Here is a 22,683-nt window from a genome sequence, read left to right on the forward strand (position 1 = left end):
TGATTGAACTACTGTATCCTATCTTGTTGTGGTGCGCCGTTTGTCCTAGCGTCGCGCCATGACAACATTGCTTTATTCTCATCCCGCTTGCCATGAACACGTAACGCCTCCGGGTCATCCTGAGCAGGTCGCGCGGCTTGACGCGATTGAACGCGTGTTGGCGCGATCAGAATTCGGGGCGCTGGGTCGTCGTGAAGCACCTATGGGTACAATCGACCATGTGCTACTTGGGCACTCGCAGCAGTACTTTGAGAAGATAGAGAACGCCTCACCGAGCGAAGGCTGGGCGCAGTTAGATGGCGATACGTTCATGGCGCCCGGCTCGCTTGAGGCGGCTTTTCGAGCAGTTGGTGGAAATGTTGCGGCAGTTGACGCTGTTATGACTGGCGATGCGCAGAATGTCTTTGTGGCGTGTCGCCCACCTGGACACCATGCAGAGAAGGGCACCCCCATGGGGTTTTGCCTGTTCTCGACAGTGGCAATTGCAGCGATTCACGCGGCGAATACACATGGTCTGGATCGAGTTGCTGTGCTGGATTTCGATGTGCACCACGGAAACGGGACTCAGGATGTGCTGTGGCACGAATCCCGAGTGCGGTTCGTATCGTCACACCAGATGCCGCTTTATCCGGGATCGGGTGGCGCCCACCAAAAGGGAACGTTTGAGCAAATCATCAACATCCCGCTTGAAGAGGCGACCGGGGGTGATGTCATGAAAGAGGCTTGGGAGAACGTCATTGTAGATGTTCTTGAGCCGTATGAGCCTCAGCTCGTGCTGGTTTCCGCTGGTTTTGATGCTCATCGTCGCGATCCGTTGGCTGGGCTTCAGTGGGAAACTGAAGACTTCGCATGGCTCGCCCATCGCATCTGCGATTTGGCGGATAAATGCTGTGATGGCCGGGTGGTATCGTCGCTTGAGGGCGGTTATGATCTTGAGGCCTTGGGCGACAGTGTCGGGGCCTATGTCAATGTGATGATGGAGCGGGGCGCATGAGCGACAAACCAGTGGGCGAGATGTCTTTTGAGGAGGCCATGCGCGAGCTTGAGACCGTTGTGGGCAAACTTGAACGCGGGGATGTCGCGCTTGAGGATTCGATTGAGCTTTATGAACGTGGGGCCGAGCTTAAGGCCCGCTGCGAAACGAAGCTGAAAGAAGCCGAGGAGAAGGTCGCGGCGATCACGCTTGACCCGAACGGGACCCCAACTGGAACGACACCAGTCGAAGGCCAGTAGATGTTTCAAGAACGTTTGACGGAAACAAGCACGCTAGCGCGGGCTTGTCTGCATGGCGCGGTGCGTGAAGATGGCGCACTGGGTGCGGCGATGCACTATGCGTCAGATGGCGGCAAAGGTTTGCGCGGATTTCTAGTGATGGAAAGTGCTCGGCTGCACGGCGTTGATGATGCATGTTCTGTTTGGCCTGCGGCCGCAATTGAAGCGCTTCACACCTATTCGCTTGTTCACGATGATCTGCCTTGCATGGATGATGATGATTTGCGTCGTGGTCTGCCAACGGTTCATAAGAAATGGGACGAGGCGACAGCTGTTTTGGTGGGTGATGCGCTCCAAACGCTCGCATTCGAGCTGATCACCCATGAAGCCGTTGGTGATGCGCGCGTACCGCTGGTTTCGTCACTGGCGCAGGCTGCGGGTCAGATGGGAATGGTGCATGGTCAAGCTCTCGATATTGCGGCTGAAACCGCGTCGACGCCTTTGACGTTGGATGAAATCATTGTACTTCAAGCCGGAAAAACGGGTGCCTTGATCCGATGGTCGGCCGAGGCTGGAGCGATCCTTGCTGGTGCAGATCCCAAACCGATGCGCGACTATGCAAGCGCGTTGGGTCTGGCTTTTCAGATCGCAGATGATGTTTTGGATGTGGAAGGTGATGCATCCGCCGTGGGAAAAGCCGTTGGAAAAGACGCAGACGCAGGCAAAGCAACTTTTGTATCTTTGCTGGGTCTTTCCGCGGCAAAATCCCGCGCACAAGAGCTGTCAGACCAAGCCTGCGATGCCTTGGCGCCCTATGGTGGGGATGCTGATACCTTGCGGGAAGCCGCTCGCTTCGTTATCCAGCGCGACAGGTAGCCAGGGAACGCCAATGTCCGATAGACCCGAGACACCCATCCTAGACCGCGTGACGGTTCCCGCCGACATGAAGGCGCTTTCTGATCGCGAGCTTCATGTGTTGGCGAATGAGGTTCGGGCCGAGACGATCTCGGCTGTGTCTGAAACGGGCGGCCATTTGGGTGCCGGGCTTGGAGTTGTTGAACTGACGGTGGCACTTCATGCAGTGTTCGATACGCCCCGCGACCGGATCGTCTGGGACGTAGGTCACCAGTGTTACCCCCACAAAATTCTGACCGGGCGCCGGGACCGCATTCGCACCTTGCGGATGGAGACGGGTCTGTCTGGCTTCACCAAGCGTTCAGAAAGCCCGTTTGATCCCTTTGGCGCTGGGCATAGCTCGACTTCTATTTCGGCGGCCCTCGGTTTTGCGGTTGCACGCGATTTGGGCGGCGCGCCCGAGCATGGGATCGGTGATGCTGTTGCTGTAATCGGTGACGGGTCGATGTCTGCTGGCATGGCGTTCGAGGCGATGAACAACGCAGGCCATCTGGGCCGCCGTTTGTTTGTGATCCTGAATGACAACGAGATGTCGATTGCGCCGCCTGTGGGTGCGATGTCGAGCTATCTGAGCCGCCTTTATGCAGGTGAACCGTTTCAAGAATTAAAGGCCGCCGCCAAAGGCGCGGTCAGCTTGTTGCCCGAACCGTTCCAAGAAGGCGCGCGGCGCGCGAAAGAGATGGTTAAGTCGATGACCGTCGGCGGGACCCTGTTTGAAGAACTTGGGTTTTCCTATGTCGGACCAATTGATGGCCACGATATGGACAGCCTGTTGTCGATCCTCCGCACGGTGCATGACCGTGCCACTGGGCCGATGTTGATCCATGTGATCACCAAAAAAGGCAAAGGCTACGCCCCGGCAGAAGCTGCGCGGGATCGTGGGCATGCGACCGCGAAGTTCGATGTGGCCAGTGGCAAGCAGCACAAAGCGCCGTCAAATGCGCCCAGCTACACCTCGGTCTTTGGAAAAGCCTTGGTCGAACTGGCGGCACAAGACGACAAGGTTTGCGCGGTGACGGCGGCGATGCCTGATGGCACCGGGCTGAACTTGATGGCTGAACGCTACCCGTCGCGTTGCTTCGATGTTGGGATTGCCGAGCAGCACGGCGTGACCTTCTCGGCGGCGTTGGCTGCCGGGGGTATGAAACCGTTCTGCACGATGTATTCGACCTTCTTGCAGCGTGGCTATGACCAAGTAGTGCATGACGTGGCAGTGCAACGCCTGCCCGTTCGTTTTGCCATCGACCGGGCGGGTCTGGTCGGTGCCGACGGGGCGACCCATGCGGGGTCGTTTGACATTGCGTATTTGGCCAATCTGCCGGATTTCGTGGTAATGGCTGCTGCGGACGAGGCCGAGTTGATGCACATGGTGGCAACCGCACATTCGATCAGCGACCGCCCATCAGCCTTCCGTTATCCGCGCGGTGAGGGCGTTGGCGTTGAATTGCCCGAACGTGGTGAAGTGCTTGAAATTGGCAAGGGTCGCATGATCCAAGAAGGCTCGCGGGTGGCCATTCTGTCCTTTGGCACGCGGTTGTCAGAAGTTGAGAAAGCGTCGGAAGCGCTTTCAGCACGTGGCATCACGCCCACCATCGCCGATGCACGTTTCGCCAAGCCGCTGGATTGCGAGTTGATCTTGCAGTTGGCGGCTGATCATGAGGCACTGATCACCATTGAAGAGGGTGCAATCGGTGGCTTCGGCAGCCATGTCGCGCAGCTTTTGGCGGAAGAGGGTGCGTTTGATACGGGGCTCAAGTACCGCTCGATGGTGTTGCCTGACACGTTTATCGATCACGCCAGTCCGGCGCGGATGTACGAAGACGCGAAGCTGTCGGCCAAGGACATCGAAGCCAAAGTGCTGGAAGTGCTTGGCATCGCGCAAATCGGTGAGAAACGAGCCTAGCTTTCCTCTTTCAGCAAAGCCGCTAACCCTTCGTGATAAGTCGGGTAAAGCAGGTCCACGCCCAACTCGTTCCTGATCCGGTCATTTCGAACCCGTTTGCTTTCAGCATAGAAACTACGCGCCATCGGTGTCATGTTGGCGGTTTCGAAATCTTCACTGGGTGGAGCAGGCAGGTTCAAGAGTTCGGAAGCGTGGGCCAGAACATCCTCGGGTGGGGCGGCAAGATCATCGCAGACGTTGTAAACGCGCCCCGGATTTGGTGCCGCGATGGAGGCCATCAACACCTGCGCGATGTCATCCACATGGATGCGCGAGAACACTTGGTTTGGTTTGATGATCCGCCGTGCAGTTCCTTTTCGGACCTTCGCGAAAGGCCCCCGGCCAGGTCCGTAAATTCCGGCGAGACGGAAGATGTGCAGGGGCATCCCGGTTTCAGCGGCCAAGACCTGCCAATTAGCTTCAGCCTTAACCCTTTGCTGACCGCGCTTGGTCGATGGCGAAAGGGGAGTCTCTTCGTCCACCCAGCCGCCTTGATGATCTCCATAGACACCCGTTGTCGATAGATATCCCGCCCATTCAAGCCGAGGCGCAATATGAGCAATGTCAGCACTTGCGCTATTCAAAACAGGGTCACCCGCATCGTTCGGACCAGCGGAGATCAACAGATGCGTGGCGCGGGACAAAGGCTCGGATATGTCCGACCCCGGCCATTGAATCGTGTCTTCTCCGGCCTCTCGCGAGGTGCCGATAATTTTGAATTCATCACCCAACTGACGCGCCAAGGCGCGGGCGGAGTATCCGAAACCAAAGATAAAAAGCGTCTTTTTCATGCGCGCAGTATCCCCGTGTCGGCGGGATTTGGAAGCGCAAAATAGACATGCGTTTTCGGGGTTGCGCTAACATCGGAAATTTGAACAATTGGTCCATGGAACAACCTTCTTTCAAATCATGGCCTGAAAGTGCAGCCCGCCTTGTCGCGGTTGCCGCTGGTCGCGCTGCTGCGGATCTGGTGATCCAAGGTGGCAAAGTCGTTAACGTACATACGCGTGAAATTTTGGACGGATGGCAGGTCGCCATCGCGGATGGTCGGTTTGCCTATGTCGGGCCGGATGCCAACCACTGTATCGGCGATCAGACCGAGGTTATTGATGCGGGCGGGCAATACCTGATCCCCGGACTATGCGATGCGCATATGCACATCGAAAGCGGTATGCTGACCCCTGCTGAGTTCGCGCGCGCCGTGATCCCGCACGGCACAACCTCGATGTTCACCGACCCGCACGAAATCGCAAATGTGTTGGGGCTTGAGGGTGTGAAGTTGATGCATGACGAGTCGATGATGCAGCCCGTCAACATCTTCACACAAATGCCGTCCTGTGCGCCATCCGCACCGGGATTGGAAATCACGGGATATGAAATTACGCCCGAGGATGTCGCCGAGGCGATGAACTGGCCCGGCATCATTGGGTTGGGCGAAATGATGAATTTCCCCGGTGTAGTCAACGCAGATCCCAAAATGCTGGCCGAGATTGCCGCAACCCAGAACGCAGGCAAAACCGTTGGTGGGCACTATGCCAGCCCCGATCTTGGCCCCGCCTTTCATGCCTATGCGGCGGGTGGCCCTGCGGATGATCACGAGGGCACCTGTGAGAGCGATGCCATTGCCCGTGTACGCCAAGGCATGCGGTCAATGATGAGGCTTGGCTCTGCTTGGTACGACATCGAGACGCAGATCACTGCCGTCACCGAAAAGGGTCTGGACCCGCGTAATTTCATCCTGTGCACGGACGATTGCCACTCTGGCACGTTGGTGAATGACGGGCACATGAACCGCGTATTGCGGCACGCGATTGATTGCGGGTGCGACCCGCTTGTTGCGCTGCAAATGGCGACGATCAACACCGCCACCCATTTCGGGTTGGAACGGGAGTTGGGGTCCATTGCGCCGGGCCGGCGTGCTGACGTGATCTTGACAGATGATCTGACTAGGTTGTCGGTCAATCGCGTGATTGCTCGCGGCCAGACCGTCGCTGAAGCAGGGCAGATCACTGTGGATTGCCCCCATCTGGACTGGCCCGCACATGCGCGTGACACGGTTCACCTTGGGAAAACGCTTACGGGTGAGGATTTCGAGATTGCAGCGCCGGAAGGTGCCAATTCGGTCCGTGCAAAGGTCATCGGCGTGGTGGAAAACCAAGCCCCAACCAAAGCGCTGACCCGTGACCTGAGTGTATTGGACGGATTGGTGCAAACCGACGAAACGCAGGACGTCTGCCAGATCGCCCTTGTGGAACGTCACCGGGCCACCGGCGATGTTGTGAACGGGCTGGTGTCGGGCTTTGAATACAAAGGCCGCATGGCCATCGCCTCGACCGTGGCGCATGACAGCCACCATATGATTGTCGTCGGTACAAGCCGCGAAGACATGGCACTGGCGGCCAACCATCTGGGTAAAATTGGCGGCGGCATCACGGTGTTCAAAGACGGCAAGGAACTGGCGTCAGTTGAACTTCCTGTTGCAGGGCTTATGTCAGATGCACCGGCGAAAGAGGTTGCCGCCAAGGCCGACGCGATAGTCGAAGCCATGGCCGCCTGTGGCTGCACTCTGAACAACGCTTATATGCAGCATTCGCTTTTGGCGCTTGTTGTCATCCCCGAATTACGAATTTCTGATCTGGGTCTTGTTGATGTGACCCGGTTCGAACTGACCAACTTGATTGAGGATTTTTAATGCCTTCTAACGGACACTCTATCCCCGTGGTCTCGCCCACCGGTGGCGAGTACGAAACCTTCACCGATGCCAAAGCCGCCGTTGAGCGGTTGAGGGAATTGTATGATCAAGCCTGCGCTTTTCTGTGTGAAAAGTTTGAGGCGTCGGTCTCTGGCGAGAAACCGGATGCACGGTTCCGTGCCTTCTATCCCGAGATTTGCCTGACCACGACCAGCCACGCCCAGATCGATACACGTCTTAGCTTTGGGCACGTCTCGGCCCCTGGTACATACGAGGCGACCATCACCCGCCCGGACTTGTTTGCTCACTATCTGGAACAGCAAATCGGCCTGCTTCTAGAGCACCACGGCGTGCCCATTCAGATCGGCTATTCCGACACCCCCATTCCGGTGCATTTCGCCGTGGCGAACAACCCGAATATCACTGTGCCGCAAGAAGGTGCGATGAGCTTCCCGTTGCGCGACATCTTTGACGTGCCCGATCTGTCGACAACCAACGATGACATCGTAAATGGTGTGGCCGAGAAGGACGAAGATGGCGCGTCGCCTCTGGCCCCCTTTACAGCCCAGCGTGTGGATTATTCCTTGGCACGTTTGTCGCATTACACGGCGACAAAGCCAGAGGACTTCCAAAACCACGTTCTGTTCACGAACTATCAGTTCTATGTTGAGGAGTTCGAGGCCTATGCCCGCCAAATGCTGGCTGATTCAAACAGCGGTTACACAGCCTTTGTTGGTCCGGGCTATCACCAGATTACGGCCGCGGATCAAGAGTTGCCAGTGCCTGCCAAGCTGCCTCAAATGCCGACTTACCACCTAAAGCGGGCCGATGGATCCGGGATTACGCTGGTGAATATCGGGGTGGGGCCGTCGAACGCCAAAACCGCAACAGACCACATTGCGGTTCTGCGCCCCCATGCTTGGCTTATGGTTGGTCACTGTGCTGGCCTTCGCAACAGCCAACGGCTAGGTGATTTCGTGTTGGCGCATGCTTATCTACGCGAAGATAAGGTGCTGGATGACGATTTGCCCATCTGGATACCCATCCCGCCTTTGGCCGAGATTCAGATCGCTTTGGAAGGTGCTGTGGCGAAGGTCACCGAACTTGAAGGGTTCGAACTGAAGCGCATCATGCGGACGGGTACTGTAGCTTCTTTGGACAACCGAAACTGGGAACTGCGCGACCAGTCCGGCCCGGTGCAACGCCTTAGCCAGTCCCGCGCGATTGCGTTGGATATGGAAAGTGCCACGATCGCCGCCAATGGTTTTCGCTTCCGTGTTCCCTATGGCACCCTGCTTTGCGTGTCTGACAAACCGCTGCACGGAGAGTTGAAATTGCCCGGAATGGCCTCGGATTTCTACAAGTCACAGGTGGCGCGACACCTTCTGATTGGCATCCAAGCGATGGAGACTTTGCGCGATATGCCAATCGAACGAATCCACAGTCGGAAGCTCAGAAGTTTCGAAGAGACGGCTTTCCTTTAGGGAAACAAGGGCGAAAACCATCAAAAAAACGCTATTTACTGTGGAAAACGGCACAACAAATCGTTGTGTCCCCCCGCTACATACAGTTAAATGCGCCCAATGAAGCCCAATAAATGGGTAAATGTGAGGAGTTTATTACATGTCGAAACCTATGACGAAGACCCAACTTGTAGCGGCTCTGGCCGAGGAAATGGGCTCGGACAAGAAATCGGCGTCGAGCGCGCTGGACGGTATCATCAACATCATCAGCCGTGAAGTTTCCGGCGGTGGCGCAGTGACCCTGCCCGGCGTTGGCAAAATCTATTGCCGCGAACGTCCAGCACGCATGGTTCGCAACCCAGCCACTGGCGAGCAGATCCACAAAGACGCGGACAAGGTTGTTAAAATGACCATCGCAAAGGCACTGAAAGACAGCGTCAACGGCTGATCTTTATGTCATCGGGGCTTGTTCCCGAACACGAATTCGGAAAGGGTCGCCCTAGTGGTGGCCCTTTTCTTTTTCGACAGAGGTATTATGGATTTTCGCGCAATTCTGATGGGGCTGTCCTTTGCCTTTATCTGGAGCTCTGCCTTCACCTCTGCACGGATCATTGTGGCCGATGCCTCTCCGCTTTACTCGCTTGCGTTGCGGTTTCTGATATCGGGCCTGATTGGCGTCATCATTGCGCGGGCTCTTGGTCAAAGCTGGCGCCTTACGCGCAACCAGTGGCGCGCTGTTATTGTCTTTGGCGTGTGTCAGAATGCGCTGTATCTGGGTCTCAATTTTGTGGCCATGCAGTGGATTGAAGCCGGGTTGGCCTCGATCATCGCGTCTACTATGCCATTGATGGTGGCCTTTGCGGGCTGGACCCTGATGGGGGATCGCTTGCGGCCTTTGGCGGTGGCTGGTCTTGTTGCAGGTGTCATGGGTGTCAGCCTGATTATGGGGTCGCGGCTGTCTGGTGGCGTTGACCTTACAGGCGTCGTTATGTGTTTCATCGGTGCCGCCGCCCTTACTGCGGCCACGTTGTCGGTGCGCACGGCGTCATCCGGTGGCAATCTGATGATGATTGTTGGACTACAGATGTTTATTGGGTCTGCGGCACTGTTCCTTGCGGCACTGATCTTTGAAACCCCGACTGTAACACCGAGTCTGAGGCTCGGCATCGCGTTCACCTATACGGTTCTGGTTCCGGGTCTTTTGGCCACATGGATCTGGTTCTCGCTGGTGGGTCGGATCGGTGCAGTCAAAGCCGCCACGTTCCACTTTCTGAACCCGTTTTTCGGGGTAACCACTGCATGGCTGTTACTGGGCGAAGCCTTGACTGCCACTGACTTTATCGGCGTCGCCATCATCACGGTCGGTATTCTTGCCGTTCAATTGTCGAAACAAAAACCCACATAGACGTGAAGCCGCGCGCGGGCATCGTGAGATGACATTCGCGCCGTAATCCGTAGTTTGAGGTCATGGAACTTGTCTTCGGATACCTTGCTGGGCTTCTGACCCTTATTAACCCCTGTGTCTTGCCGGTGTTGCCAATCGTTTTGGCAACCGCGCTTCAAGCCAGCCGATATGGCCCATTGGCCGTCGCAGCTGGGATGAGCGTGTCGTTTGTAACCCTTGGTCTTCTGGTCACGGTGTTGGGCTATACGGTCGGGCTGACCGAAGACATGGTCGCACGTGCCGGTGCGGTCTTGATGATTGGCTTTGGCCTGATCCTTATGACACCGGTGCTGTCCGAGCGCTTTGCGACGGCCACCGCTGGAATGTCCGCATCTGCTGACACCACGCTGGACGATGTGAATCGCGATGGCCTGTCCGGCCAATTTCTTGGCGGCATGCTGTTAGGCGCGGTTTGGAGCCCCTGTATCGGGCCAACCCTTGGCGGCGCGATCTCGCTTGCCTCACAAGGTAAGAGCCTTCCTTGGGCCGCAGCGATCATGATCGCCTTTGCGCTGGGCGTTTCGACCATCATCATTGCACTTGGCTACGGCGCACGCGCGGCGATCATGCGCAGACAAGCGCTTATGCGCCGCATCGCACAGAAATCGCGCCCGATCATGGGTGCGATCTTTGTGGCCGTCGGCGCAGCTATTCTGTTCCGCTTCCATCATGTCCTTGAGGCCTGGGCGGTCCAGACCCTGCCCACCTGGCTTACGGACCTCTCAGTCTCTCTTTGAAAGGAGTATCACACATGAAACGTCGTGAGTTCTTGACCCTGACTGCCGTCGCAACATTGGCCCCCTTTGCGGTCACAGCGGCGGCCGAATACACACCCGGCCTTGTCACCAAGGCGCTTGGCGAAGGCAAAACCGTCTTCCTTGATTTCAAGGCCAGCTGGTGTTCGACATGCGCCCGTCAGGAACGCGTGATAAATGCCCTGCGCGCAGAAAATCCGGCCTACGACGATGCGATTACATTCATCGATGTCGACTGGGATCAGCACGGAAACTCGAAGCTGGCAAAATCCCTGCGAATTCCGCGACGCTCGACCCTTGTAGTTCTAAAAGGAGATCAGGAGCTTGGCCGCATCGTTGCAGGCACTTCAAAGGACGCTATCAAAACGCTTATGGATACCGCTCTGAACGCTGCAACAAGCTAGGTTTTTCAGCCCAAATTATTCTTGCAAGAGGTTCAGCCTGTCACTGCGGAAGATCAGACTAAGGTGGCACCGAACACTTGGCACAGCTCATCGGACAGGTCTTTTGACCTGTCCGTTCTTTGTTGGGCGCGACGTCCTAGCTATCCCAGATCGCGCCATAGGCCGGAATGCCGAGGCTCTCCATGTCATGTACGACACGGCGCGTGAGTTTCTGGTTTGAGATCACGATCACCGCTTCAGCACCACTTTCCCGCACAGCTTGCAACGCAAGGGCGGTTAGGTTCGGTTTTCCGTCGCTATCCGTGTCCCAGATGACGGGGTGGTCGGTGTTCGCTTCGATTTCGTCGACCAGAGCGTCGCCATATGTGGATCGCGGTGACCGAGTAGACCAGATCAAGCGATTTGGCACCTCGCCTTTCAGAAGATGTGGGAGGATCGGTCCAATGCCCGAGCCTGTTCCGACATAAACGACCTTGGTGAACAGCTCTTCAATGCGCGCGACGCCGGATGTGGTGATACCTTTGACCCAAACGTGGCTTGGCGGGTTGTCGATAAAGTCTCCGGTCCAGTCGCCAGCGCGGCTAATTGCCAATCTGTATCCAGGTTGCCCCGGGGAAGGGATGTTTGCAAAGGAATGGTACTGACCGAATGGGGTGTGCGACAATGCATTTGAACTGCCCGCAAATGGTGTATCTCCGTAGTCGAAACCCGCGACAACGACGTGATTTGAGGGCTTGTCGATCGTGACTTTCACCCGTTTCAGTGTGAGCCATGGCGAGACAATCGAGAGCGTGATCAAACATAACATCCAGAAGGCCGGGGTTTGGGTCAGCTCGCCACCCATGTCGCGCGTGATCGAGGTGGTTTGGGCCCAGAACAGACCCAACACTGTCCAACCGACAAAGCGATGAATTTTCTCGAACGTGTCATGAAACCGCGCCCGGATCGGACCGATGGCGCTGATAACCATGAGTGTCATTAGGCCGACCATTATGGCGCTAAGCCCAATGGTTGTGTCGGACGGGATTGCCGCACCCGACAGTCGGTTGGAGATCATAGCGACCAGTAGAAAGCCGAACCAGATGGTGCCGACAACGGTGCCGCCCGAGTGCAATCCACCGAAGTGGAAGACCTTGCCCGCACCCCAGCGCATCCAAAGTGGCCAGCTTGTCGGAATTCGAGTGGCCAGCCAGAAGAGGGCATTCACCACCCGTTGTTGCCTGATCAGAATGCCAAGCGACAGGTTAATCAGGGCCATGTCGGCAATGGGGCCGAGGGCGAACGTGCCATCCGCAATCCAGCGCCCGTCCCTTAATCCCAGGGAGAAAACAGTCAGGTTTACCATGGCCACCAGGAATGCGAGGCGACGGTACTCCATCAAGGACGGGTGGCGCGTGATGCGACGCCACCGACCCGGGGTAGCTTCGAATTCTGTTGTCTCAGTGCTCATCAGTTCAACTCCAACTGTTGGCTGGCGATCTTTTCGTCGGCCATCTGCAACAACAGCCGTTTGTCCAGCTTGCCGCGAGGCGTCCGTGGCAGGGCGTCCATCGCCATCACCAACACCGGTTTGTGGTAATAAGGCAGGCGATCGGCGACGGCTTGTTTTGCGACCTCGGGATCGGCGGTGCTTGGTGAGATGAAGCTGACCAAATTGCGATTGTCATATTTCAGCGTGACGGCTTGTTCGCAGCCTTCTGCAGCTTCAAGTGCGGCTGATACCCCGTCGAGCTCGACTCGGAAGCCACAAATCTTGACCAGATCGTCAACGCGGCCGAAATGCTCCAGTTCGCCGGTTTCTGTCCAAGCACCCAGATCACGCGTGCGGAACATCTTTTGACCCGGGAGGAATGGATCATCACGGTATCGATCTTCGGTCAGGGCCGGGTTGGCCAAGTAACCCATTGTGACGCAGTCTCCGCCAGCCCACATTTCGCCTTTCTCGCCGATTGGCAGCGGGCGAAGGTCATCGTCTAGAACATAGACGGTGTTGTTGGGTGTTGGGCGGCCAATGGACAGTACGGGTTTGGTTGGGTGATGTGGTTCGGCCGTATTGATGATCGTGGTTTCGGTTGGCCCGCAGGAGTTATAGAACGTGCAGAACGATGACCATGCATCAGCTAGCGGGCGCGGGCAGGGCTCGCCTGCGACAGCCGCGGTCTGAACTTGTCGGCAACGGTCGGTGTCCAACGAGTTTAGGATGGACGGAGTTGCGATTAGGACATCAACCTTCTCGGCGGTCTCTTGTATTGATTTGCCACGGATCACCAGAGTGGCCCCGTTTGACAGCGCGCCCAGAGTTTCCCAGGCACACATATCAAATGCGATGGACAGGATTTGCCCGACGCGCAAGCCCGGACGCATTCCAAGATCGCCTGGGGCAGTCTGCAGGATGTTGCAGAGGTTGGAATGGGTGACCTGCACACCGTTGGGAACGCCGGTCGTGCCAGAGGTGAACAGCACCATGGCACGATCATTCGGGTGGAGACGATGTTCGGGGCCGTTAGGGGCCACGGCGCTGAGCGTGTCATTGGAGATGACATTATCAATGCGAACTAGAACCTGCCCGTCCTCAACCGGTATCTGGTCAGTCAGTTCTGACAGGGTCAGGATGACTTTCGCTCCGGTGGCCTTGGCGACATGGCGAAGCCCGTCGGTTGGGGCGACCCCTACATGCTGCGGGGCGTAGGCCGCGCCTACTTTCATGGCCGCGAGCAGCCCCACAAGCATTTCGATCGAGCGGTGCAAATACAAGCAAACGACATCGCCGCGCATAACCCCTTTGTCTGCGAGGATATTTGCCAGCCGGTTGGCGGCAATATTGAGGTCGCCGTATGAAATAGAACGCGTGCCGTGTTCGCCGGCGATCGTGGCGGGCTGACGGTATGCAAAATGCTCGAACCCTTTCAAGATCGTGTCGAACCGCGGACGTTCAGCGGGGCCAAAGCCATAGGTGACGAACAGCTCGCGATCACGTTGGGACAGGCCGCTTAGAGCCTGATCAAGCGGGTTGCGATTCACCGTTACTGGTGTGTGAAAGGCTTGATGTGTCGGGTGATAGAGTGTGCGTTGAGGTGAGTGGTTCATTGTCGTGTCTCCTCGTGGTGGAACATGTATTCAGGTCTAATGGGAAATATTCCCATTGACACTTCACAATGTCTGACGCACCCTCACGACGCTGTGTAAACTTGATACAAACCGGCCAATATGTTGCATAATGCGTTTTAAATTATGAGGTTTTTCACTTGAGCGAGAATTCGCCCGATCCGTTTTCAAAAGCACTGGCAGAATTGCTTGGCCCGCTTTCGCGCGCCATGGTTGCCCGTGGATTGACCCTTGGATCAGCGACAGAATCAATGAAACAGGCCCTGTTAGATGCAGCAATTGAAGCCGAAGGTCCGGGTGTGTCGGATAGCCGGATCAGTGTGATGACTGGGTTGCATCGAAAGGATGTTCGTCGTTTGCGGTCGGAGCCTCCGCAGATGTCCGGACGCAAGACAGCCAACCGAATGGCGCTGCTGATCGGATACTGGGCAACCGCGCCGGACTTTCAGGCGCCGGACGGTGCCCCCCGGTTGCTTGGCCGCGATAGCGATGCCGAGGGACCGGGCTTCAACGAATTGGTGCGGCGCGTTCGGTTGGACGTGGCACCGGGTACCATGCTTTTGGCTCTTATGGATCAAGGCGCTGTTGAGGAGCTGGAAGGCGGTCGCTTTAGGTTGGTTGCTCAGGCGCTTGTTCCCGGGACTGGGTCAGAAGAGCTTGTGGCTGCTTACCGGGCCACACTCACAGCTCATATGACAGCGGCAACTCATAACCTTTTGGCGGATCAAGGTGACGCTCGGTTTTTTGATCGCGTGGTTCGATACTCGCACCTTTCAGATGCGTCAGTAAGTGAGTTGGAGAAAATGGCGCGTTCCGAGGCGCAGGCGATGCTGGAGAAGCTAAACGCGCGTGCGCTAGAGCTTCAGGAGCGAGACCAGTCACAGCACGCCAGCGGTAAGTTTACGGCCGGCGCGTTCGTGCTTCCCGTTCCAAATAATGAAGATAAGGGATCTGAATGAGCTGGCGCCGTCTTCTTTGCACACTTCTTTTATGCGCGTTTTTTCCAACGGTCACAGTTGCGGATGGAGACGACGGCGAGCGGGAGGGTGGCATTCTGGGCACAGGTATCGTCGGGACCATCACCGAGCTGGGCAGCATATATGTTAACGGTCAGCATATTTTGTTCGACAAGGATATGCAGGTTGCCGGTGGGGTATCGCTGGAACAGGCAGCTGATCTTCTTCCCGGGCATACAGTTGCAGTGATTGCGCGTCCCGAGGACAGCCATTGGAAAGCCTCGCATATTCGGCAGATCACCCCTTTGACGGGGCCGGTTCAAATTTCTTCCGAAGGTGGTTTCAGCGTTTTGGGAACAGATGTTGTCTATTCTGACGCCTCAGGCTTGGCATTTTCGGACGGTGATTGGGTGGCAGTCAGCGGCCTGTGGCAAGGTGACCGGGTTCTTGCAACGCGAGTTGATCCAGTCGACTCTATGGGCCCCGCTCGGATCGAAGGGAGTGTTCTGTCTATTGTTGAGGGTGAACCGCTACGGATTGGCCAGACTCTGATCGCGGGTTTTTTACCTCAACACCTTAGTGAAGGCGACGTGGTGCGTGCTGTGGGCGCTGCAAATGACGCTTCACTGGACGTCAGCGAGCTGGAAGTGGGGGTCTTTGATACCTCGCCCGGATTGATCTTCGCTGAGGGGTATTTGTCGCCGCCTGAGCCGTCTGGACTTTATACTGTCCTAGGATCCAGCATCGTATCGTATACCGATAATCCAGACATGATCGACCCGACGATCCGCTACATTGCCTGTGGCGAAAACGGGGAGTTGGCGTCGATGATCGAGGTCACTGAGGGCCTGGTAGACCTAACTGAGTGTCCCGGTCAGCTTGGTGCGGTTTCTGAGAACTAGGGTGCTGCGCGGATTGACGGTTTGGGCGTTCGGCTGGGTTGACTTGACCGGCGGCAGGCCAAAGATGCGTGGCAGACCACTGCGCTGACACCTGTGTAGACCCTATGTTTTATAAGCCGGAGCGCCCGTCATGCGTCCTCTGCATACGCTATTCGATATCGGCATTTGCGCTTTTGTATGAGCCGAGGCTAGCGTCTTCGACACAAACACAGGGGAGTAACTCAATGACGAAATTTGTCAGAAGCCTGACGGCTGCGGCCGTTGTGGCGACAATGGCGACGGCAGCATATGCCGAAAATACCGTCCGCGTCGCTTATGACGCAGACCCGGTATCGCTGGACCCGCATGAACAGCTTTCGGGCGGTACGTTGCAACTGTCGCACATGGTCTTTGACCCGCTGGTGCGCTGGACGCAGGACCTTCAGTTCGAACCGCGCCTTGCTGAAAGCTGGGAGCAGATTGACGACACCACGATGCGCTTCAAGTTGCGTGATGGAGTGAAGTTCCACTCGGGCAACCCGCTGACCGCCAAGGATGTAGACTGGACCTTTGATCGCTTGAAAGAAAGTGATGACTTCAAAGGCATCTTCTCGCAATTCACAGACGTGGAAGTGGTTGATGATCTGACTTTTGATCTGAAAACTTCTGAGCCTTATCCGCTCGTGCTGCACACCGCGACGTACATCTTCCCGATGGACAGCGAATACTACACCGGCACCACCGATGACGGAAAAGACAAATCCGAAATCGTGAAGCATGGCGACAGCTTTGCATCGCGCAACGTCTCTGGCACCGGTCCTTACACAATCACCGAGCGTGAGCAGGGCGTAAAAGTCGTTTTCGATCGCTTTGCCGATTACTGGGACAAAGACAGCAAGGGCAACGTGGATGAAATTATCCTGACCCCGATCAAAGAAGATCCAACCCGTGTGGCGGCACTTCTGTCGGGCGACGTTGACTTCATTGCGCCTGTTCCGCCAACCGATCTGCAACGTGTGGCTGACGCTGATGGCGTTGATCTGATCACAATGCCCGGCACACGTATCATCACCTTCCAAATGAACCAGGATCGTGTTGAAGCGTTCAAGGACCCGCGTGTTCGCAAGGCTATCGACTATGCCGTGAACAACGCCGGTATCGTTGACCGCATCATGCGTGGCTTCGGCACCGTTGGCGCACAAGCGTCGCCCGCTGGCTATCTTGGCCACGATCCTTCGCTGGCACCGCGTTATGACCTTGAGAAGGCAAAAGCACTGATGGCTGAGGCTGGATATGCTGATGGTTTCTCGATCACCATGATGGCGCCGAACAACCGCTACGTGAACGATGACAAGATCGCTCAGGCTGTGGCTTCGATGCTGTCGCAGATCAACATCAAAGTTGACCTGCAGACGATGCCAAAAGCGCAATACTGGCCCAAGTTTGACGAGCGCGCAGCAGACATGATGATGATCGGCTGGCATGCGGATACCGAAGATTCGGCTAACTTCCACCAGTTCCTGTCGGCCTGTCCCGATGAGGCTACCGGTAACGGTCAGTACAACTCGGGTGCTTATTGCAACGCGATGGCTGACGATCTGATGAACGCGTCGAATACGGAAACCGATCAGGCCAAGCGTGCAGAAGCATTGAAGAAGCTTGAAGGCATTCTGTACGAAGAAGCTGCGTTCATTCCGCTGCATTGGCAGAACCTGGCTTGGGGTTCGAAAGCTGGCATGAACTCTGGTGAGATCGTGAATGCTTTGAACTTCCCATATTTCGGTGACCTCGTCGTCGAGAACTAATCGAAGCGACCGGGCTGGCGTGTGACGCTGGCCCGGTCTGCATTCTTGTTGCGTGTGACTTGGGCTGACGGGCTGCCCCTTTTCTGCCCTACGCAACGCCCCTCTATCGAATAAGGTTAATCCGATGTTTGCCTATCTCGTGAAGCGAGTGTTTCAGGCGATTGCGGTGATGTTTGTCATCTCGTTGATCGCGTTTGCCATCCAAGGCAATCTGGGCGACCCACTGCGTGAGCTGGTTGGTCAGTCCGTGTCCGAGGAAGTGCGCCAGCAGTTACGCGATGAATTGGGGCTGAATGACAGCTTCATGACGCAGTATCTGCGGTTTGCAGGTAACGCGCTGCACGGTGATTTGGGAACATCATACTTCTTCAAGGAGCCCGCGCTCGACGTCATTCTCAAGAAGCTACCCGCAACGCTTGAGCTGGTCTTTGGGGCAACCTTGATCATCGTCGGGCTATCGGTGCCATTGGGTGTTTATACCGCGATCAAACCTGACACGATCCTGTCTCGTATTATCATGGGGCTGTCGATCGTCGGGATTTCGGTTCCGGTATTTCTGACCGCAATTATCATGATCTATGTGTTTTCGGTTACGTTGGGCTGGTTCCCATCCTTTGGACGCGGAGACGTCGTGCAGGTTTGGGGCTATTGGGAGACGAACTTTCTGACCGGCGACGGTTGGATGCACATCATTTTGCCGTCGATCGCACTGGCATCTATAATGCTGCCTTTGTTCATTCGCTTGATCCGGGCCGAGATGATGGAAGTGCTGCAATCCGAATATGTAAAATACGCAGTTGCCAAAGGAATTCAGCCGCGCCGCATCTATTTCATTCACGCACTTAAGAACACGTTGCTGCCAGTTATCACGGTCGGTGGCGTTCAGATCGGAACTATGGTGGCCTTCACAATCCTGACCGAGACGGTGTTCCAGTGGCCGGGTATGGGCTTCATGTTCCTTGAGGCAGTGAACCGCGTCGACACGCCACTGATCGTTGCCTACCTGATCATTGTTGGCTTTATCTTTGTTGTCACCAACACGATTGTCGATCTGATCTACGGTCTTGTGAACCCGACAGTGAACATCGCGAGGATGGGCGCATGAGTACCGAAACAATCTCACCCAACATGGAACCTTCGCGGTGGTCGAAGATCTGGAACTCCAATATGGGGTACAGTTTCCGCCGCAATCCGATTGCTGTGGTCAGCCTTGTTATCTTTTTATTGATCGCGCTTGCCGCATTCTGCGCGCCCTTGATCGCACCGTATAACCCGTATGATCCGGCGCAAATCGACATCATGAATTCCGAATACCCACCTGTCTGGATTAACGGCTCTTTGCCTGAGTTCATGCTGGGCACCGATGATCAGGGCCGCGATCTTTGGTCAACAATACTTTACGGAACACGACTGTCATTGCTGATTGGAATTTGCGCCGTGGCGTTGCAGGCGTTCCTCGGTATCTCTATCGGACTGATTGCGGGCTATGTCGGTGGGCGCCTCGATAACCTTCTGATGCGCATGGCAGATATCCAACTGTCATTTTCGACCTTGATGGTCGCGATCATCTTTTTGGCCGTCACGCAGGCGATGTTCGGATCCGAGACATTCAACCGTTATGCCGTGTTCTTCTTGATCGCAGTGATTGGCGTGGCCGAGTGGCCGCAATATGCCCGTACTGTGCGGGCAACCGTACTGGCCGAGAAAAAGAAAGAATATGTGGACAGTGCAAGGGTGCTGGGGTTCGGCCCCATGCGGATCATGGTGCGCCATATCCTTCCCAATTCACTATCGCCGATCTTTGTGATTTCAACCGTGCAGGTTGCCAATGCGATCATTTCGGAGGCTTCGCTTAGCTTCCTTGGCCTAGGTATGCCACCCAGCCAACCTTCTCTGGGGTCGCTGATCTCATCTGGTTTCGATTACATTTTTTCTGGCAGTTGGTGGATTACCGCAATTCCAGGTGTCGTGCTGGTCGTACTGGTGCTGGTTATCAACTTGCTGGGCGATTGGATGCGCGATGTCCTGAACCCGAAACTCTATAAGGGATAACGCGATGTCATTGCTCTCAGTTCGAGATTTGACCGTTAAATTTGCGATGCGGGACGAAACCGTAACCGCGTTGGACGGAATATCGTTTGACGTCGCCAAGGGCGAACGCGTGGGTATCGTCGGTGAAAGCGGGGCCGGTAAGTCGATCACCGGATTCTCGCTGATGAATTTGATCAGCCGTCCAGGTTTCGTGGATCGTGGAGAGATTCTGTTTGACGGCGAAGACGTCGTGCAGATGAGTGATAAACGTCTGCGACAGGTGCGCGGCGACAAGATGGCGATGATATTTCAGGACCCGATGGTGACGCTGAACCCGGTTTTGACGATCGGTCAACAGATGGTCGAGACCCTGATAGCACACCGAAAGCTGAGCCGTGAGGAAGCGCGTCAGATCTCTATCGTAAAGCTGCGCGAGGTCTATATTCCGTCACCAGAGGAACGGCTGGAACAATATCCTCATGAGTTGTCCGGCGGGATGCGCCAGCGGATCATCATCGCAATCGCGTTGCTGCTGGACCCGCAGCTGATTATCGCAGATGAGCCAACGACCGCGCTGGACGTGACCATTCAAGCGGACATTATGGAGCTGCTGCTTGAGTTGTGTCAGTCCAACAAAGTGGGGTTGATCCTGATCACTCACGACCTTGGCGTTGTCAGCCAGATGACCGAACGCACACTTGTGATGTATGCGGGCCGCATTATCGAAGCGGGCCGCACACGCGAAATTATCAACGATCCACAGCATCCCTATACACAGGGGCTGATCAATGCGCTGCCGCAACAAACTTTGCCAGGTCAAAAGCTTCGGCAAATTCCGGGAAATATGCCATCGCTCACGAACATTCCCCCCGGATGCCCATTCAATCCTCGATGCGAGTACGCGAGTGATCTCTGTCGTACGCGGCTGCCAGAAATCACGCAATATGGTGAAGTCGCGGTAGCATGCCATGAGGTGCAGCGCTTGCAGTCTGAAGAAGAGCGACAGGAGCAGAACGCATGAAAGATATGAACGCGCTGAACCCGTTGGTCGAGATCAGAGGTCTGGAAAAGAAATTTGACCTTGATCAGGGTTGGCTAGAGACGATCAAGTTTCGCAAAGGCAAAATCACGCGTGAGACGCGTGCGGTGCATGCCGTAAACAACGTATCGCTAGACGTAAATCGCGGCGAGGCGCTATGTGTTGTGGGTGAAAGTGGGTGTGGAAAATCTACCGTCGCCCGCTTGGTTGCAGGCCTGCTTTCGCCGACCAATGGAGAGATTCACTACGACGGCTCACGGATTGACAATCTTTCGCGGTCCGAGATGCAGCCACTGCGTAACAAAATCCAGATGATCTTTCAGAACCCCTATGCGTCGCTAAACCCGCGCATGACGATTTTGCAAGCCTTGGAAGAACCCGTACGGCACCACAACCCATCCTTCTCGGCGGCGGAGGTTCGCGATAAGGTGACTGAGGTCATGATGTCTGTGGGCGTAGACCCGAGTTGGGCAAAGCGTTATCCGCATGAGTTTTCGGGTGGGCAAAGGCAGCGGATTGCGATTGCGCGTGCGCTGACGGTTGACCCCGAGTTCATCATTGCTGATGAGCCGATCAGCGCGCTGGATGTTTCGATCCAAGCGCAGGTTTTGAACCTGATGCTCGAGGCCAAGGAAAGCCGCGGTCTAACCTATCTGTTCATTACCCACGATTTGAGCGTGGTCGAACATTTCGGAACACGGGTCGCCGTACTGTATCTGGGGTCGGTGTGTGAGGTCGCGGATACGGCCACCTTGTTCTCGAACCCGAAACACCCTTATACTCGGGCCTTGTTGTCTGCAGTGCCGCAGCTGAAGGATGACCGGCCGAACCATATCCGCCTGAAAGGTGAGATACCGACGCCGATCAACCTGCCGCAGGGGTGCCCCTTCCAAAGCCGCTGTGCGTTTGCGAACAACAGATGTAGTAGTGAAAAGCCGAAAGCCATTCACCAGCCCGACGGAAGCATGGTCGCATGTCACGCCGTTGAAGAAGACCGGTTGGATGATGAGGTGGTCGGCACCTGATACGGACCCGCGTCGTTGGATATAATTTGGCTCAGAGATTTTGAAGCTTTGGTGGCGTGCAAGAATTTCTCGCGCGCAGCCGAAGAACGTAACGTGAGCCAACCCGCGTTTTCGCGCCGGATTCGCGCCTTGGAAACCGAAATAGGGGTGCGGTTGATCAATCGTGAAACTCTGCCCTTGGCTTTGACGCCTGCGGGCGAGGTGTTTCTGTCGCAGGCCCGGATCATGCTCAGGACTTACGAGGAAACGATCGAACGCTGCCAAACGATCGATGCAGCGAGCGAGAACGTAATCCGATTTGCGACGTCTCAGTCGCTTTATATGACGCACTACAAGGACTTAATTGCGCCACTGGCCAGCAAAGGCGGAGTGGATACAGACTTGAATTCGACGTCTTGGGCGGCGGATCAGTTTGTCAGCGCGCTTCAGCAAAGCTATTGCGACGTCATTTTGACCTACTGGCACCCGTCGATGGATTTTCTTGGGCCGCTGGAAGTTGCCAATTTCGAGTATCTTACGCTGTCTCATGACAGGTTTGTGCCGGTGTCGCGTGCCCGGGTTGATGGCAGCGCGCAGTATACTTTCAAGGCCGGCAGCAAAGAGGCGATGCCGCTGTTGTCCTATGGTGCGGTATCTGCGTTGCGTGCAGTTCAGGAGTTTGTTCTTGAGCAGGTGATTACGCCGCAAAAGATGCTCGTAGTGAATCAAAATGCCCTGGCCAACAGCGTAAAAGCTATGATTCTGGAGGGGTTTGGAATCGGATGGCTTCCACTGAGTCTATGTGAGGCCGAATTAGCTGAAGGCAAGCTTGCTGTTGTTGACGAACGGCTCGCAACGGATTTGGAAATCCGTATATATCGTGATCCAAAGAACACCAAAAGCACGCTGGGTGGGCTATGGCAGGAGCTTTTGACAAGCCAACAGGCCAAAGCTGATAACGCGATCCCATTCCCGGGCAATCAATGTGGAAACATGGTTAACAAAGCGTAATTGACCGCGCGCCGCGGTTCCTCT

General features: G+C 55.9%; 21 protein-coding genes. 18 read left to right on the plus strand and 3 right to left on the minus strand.

The features are described 5' to 3' along the window. Positions 1-58: 58 nt before the first annotated feature. The 4 genes from V6N04_RS11250 to dxs are packed head-to-tail and all read left to right on the plus strand — an operon-like array spanning position 59 to position 4,030. Positions 59-994 (plus strand): histone deacetylase family protein, encoded by a 936-nt coding sequence (locus tag V6N04_RS11250; RefSeq protein ID WP_371170261.1) that lies wholly within the window; start codon positions 59-61, stop codon positions 992-994. Further along, entirely contained in the window at positions 991-1,233 is a 243-nt protein-coding gene (locus V6N04_RS11255) for an exodeoxyribonuclease VII small subunit (protein ID WP_371170262.1), read from the plus strand. The genes V6N04_RS11250 and V6N04_RS11255 overlap by 4 nt, the downstream gene beginning before the upstream one ends. Next, positions 1,234-2,088 carry a polyprenyl synthetase family protein gene (locus tag V6N04_RS11260; RefSeq protein WP_371170263.1) on the plus strand — a complete coding sequence of 285 codons (855 nt, stop codon included), beginning with the start codon at positions 1,234-1,236 and terminating at the stop codon, positions 2,086-2,088. A 13-nt stretch (positions 2,089-2,101) separates the two neighbouring features. Further along, positions 2,102-4,030, plus strand: coding sequence for a 1-deoxy-D-xylulose-5-phosphate synthase (dxs, locus tag V6N04_RS11265; RefSeq protein WP_371170264.1), 1,929 nt, complete (start codon positions 2,102-2,104; stop codon positions 4,028-4,030). Here dxs and V6N04_RS11270 read toward each other — a convergent pair. Continuing rightward, the gene (locus V6N04_RS11270) at positions 4,027-4,860 is read right to left on the minus strand and encodes an SDR family oxidoreductase (RefSeq protein WP_371170265.1); all 834 of its coding nucleotides are present in this window, start codon (positions 4,858-4,860) and stop codon (positions 4,027-4,029) included. The two genes, dxs and V6N04_RS11270, sit on opposite strands and share 4 nt — an antisense overlap. A 95-nt stretch (positions 4,861-4,955) precedes the next feature. Here V6N04_RS11270 and ade point away from each other — a divergent pair, with 95 nt between their 5' ends. From ade to V6N04_RS11300, 6 genes are all read left to right on the plus strand, one after another. Next, positions 4,956-6,761 (plus strand): adenine deaminase, encoded by a 1,806-nt coding sequence (gene ade, locus V6N04_RS11275; RefSeq protein ID WP_371170266.1) that lies wholly within the window; start codon positions 4,956-4,958, stop codon positions 6,759-6,761. Next, complete coding sequence (locus tag V6N04_RS11280; RefSeq protein WP_371170267.1) at positions 6,761-8,245, plus strand: AMP nucleosidase; 1,485 nt, start codon at positions 6,761-6,763, stop codon at positions 8,243-8,245. Before ade ends, V6N04_RS11280 begins: the two co-directional genes overlap by 1 nt. Positions 8,246-8,384: 139 nt before the next feature. After that, complete coding sequence (locus V6N04_RS11285; RefSeq protein WP_371170268.1) at positions 8,385-8,672, plus strand: HU family DNA-binding protein; 288 nt, start codon at positions 8,385-8,387, stop codon at positions 8,670-8,672. 87 nt (positions 8,673-8,759) lie between these two features. After that, positions 8,760-9,629, plus strand: a complete 870-nt coding sequence (locus tag V6N04_RS11290; RefSeq protein ID WP_371170269.1) for a DMT family transporter — start codon at positions 8,760-8,762, stop codon at positions 9,627-9,629. A gap of 62 nt (positions 9,630-9,691) precedes the next feature. Then, complete coding sequence (locus tag V6N04_RS11295; RefSeq protein ID WP_371170271.1) at positions 9,692-10,405, plus strand: cytochrome c biogenesis CcdA family protein; 714 nt, start codon at positions 9,692-9,694, stop codon at positions 10,403-10,405. 14 nt (positions 10,406-10,419) lie between these two features. Continuing rightward, positions 10,420-10,827 carry a thioredoxin family protein gene (locus V6N04_RS11300; protein WP_371170272.1) on the plus strand — a complete coding sequence of 136 codons (408 nt, stop codon included), beginning with the start codon at positions 10,420-10,422 and terminating at the stop codon, positions 10,825-10,827. A gap of 136 nt (positions 10,828-10,963) precedes the next feature. On the opposite strand, the gene V6N04_RS11305 is transcribed toward V6N04_RS11300, so the two are convergent. After that, complete coding sequence (locus V6N04_RS11305) at positions 10,964-12,277, minus strand: hypothetical protein (RefSeq protein WP_371170273.1); 1,314 nt, start codon at positions 12,275-12,277, stop codon at positions 10,964-10,966. Then, positions 12,277-13,914 carry an AMP-binding protein gene (locus V6N04_RS11310; protein ID WP_371170274.1) on the minus strand — a complete coding sequence of 546 codons (1,638 nt, stop codon included), beginning with the start codon at positions 13,912-13,914 and terminating at the stop codon, positions 12,277-12,279. The genes V6N04_RS11305 and V6N04_RS11310 overlap by 1 nt, the downstream gene beginning before the upstream one ends. A gap of 158 nt (positions 13,915-14,072) precedes the next feature. Here V6N04_RS11310 and V6N04_RS11315 point away from each other — a divergent pair, with 158 nt between their 5' ends. The 8 genes from V6N04_RS11315 (at position 14,073) to V6N04_RS11350 (ending at position 22,659) form a co-directional block, all read left to right on the plus strand. Beyond that, positions 14,073-14,891, plus strand: a complete 819-nt coding sequence (locus V6N04_RS11315; protein WP_371170275.1) for a DUF6502 family protein — start codon at positions 14,073-14,075, stop codon at positions 14,889-14,891. Further along, a complete protein-coding gene (locus tag V6N04_RS11320) occupies positions 14,888-15,790 on the plus strand; it encodes a DUF5666 domain-containing protein (RefSeq protein WP_371170276.1) in 903 nt (300 codons plus the stop codon). Before V6N04_RS11315 ends, V6N04_RS11320 begins: the two co-directional genes overlap by 4 nt. Positions 15,791-16,014: 224 nt before the next feature. Next, positions 16,015-17,574 carry an ABC transporter substrate-binding protein gene (locus tag V6N04_RS11325; RefSeq protein ID WP_371170277.1) on the plus strand — a complete coding sequence of 520 codons (1,560 nt, stop codon included), beginning with the start codon at positions 16,015-16,017 and terminating at the stop codon, positions 17,572-17,574. A 124-nt stretch (positions 17,575-17,698) separates the two neighbouring features. Further along, positions 17,699-18,679, plus strand: coding sequence for an ABC transporter permease (locus tag V6N04_RS11330; RefSeq protein ID WP_371170278.1), 981 nt, complete (start codon positions 17,699-17,701; stop codon positions 18,677-18,679). Then, on the plus strand, positions 18,676-19,626 hold the full coding sequence (locus V6N04_RS11335) for an ABC transporter permease (RefSeq protein WP_371170279.1): 951 nt from the start codon (positions 18,676-18,678) through the stop codon (positions 19,624-19,626). The genes V6N04_RS11330 and V6N04_RS11335 overlap by 4 nt, the downstream gene beginning before the upstream one ends. A 4-nt stretch (positions 19,627-19,630) precedes the next feature. Continuing rightward, on the plus strand, positions 19,631-20,626 hold the full coding sequence (locus V6N04_RS11340; protein ID WP_371170280.1) for an ABC transporter ATP-binding protein: 996 nt from the start codon (positions 19,631-19,633) through the stop codon (positions 20,624-20,626). Then, positions 20,623-21,669, plus strand: coding sequence for an ABC transporter ATP-binding protein (locus V6N04_RS11345; protein WP_371170281.1), 1,047 nt, complete (start codon positions 20,623-20,625; stop codon positions 21,667-21,669). The genes V6N04_RS11340 and V6N04_RS11345 overlap by 4 nt, the downstream gene beginning before the upstream one ends. Before the next feature lie 15 nt (positions 21,670-21,684). Beyond that, entirely contained in the window at positions 21,685-22,659 is a 975-nt protein-coding gene (locus V6N04_RS11350; protein WP_371170282.1) for a LysR family transcriptional regulator, read from the plus strand. The last annotated feature ends 24 nt before the right edge of the window (positions 22,660-22,683 follow it).

It is taken from the genome of Aliiroseovarius conchicola, assembly GCF_041403445.1.
Lineage (GTDB): Bacteria > Pseudomonadota > Alphaproteobacteria > Rhodobacterales > Rhodobacteraceae > Aliiroseovarius > Aliiroseovarius conchicola.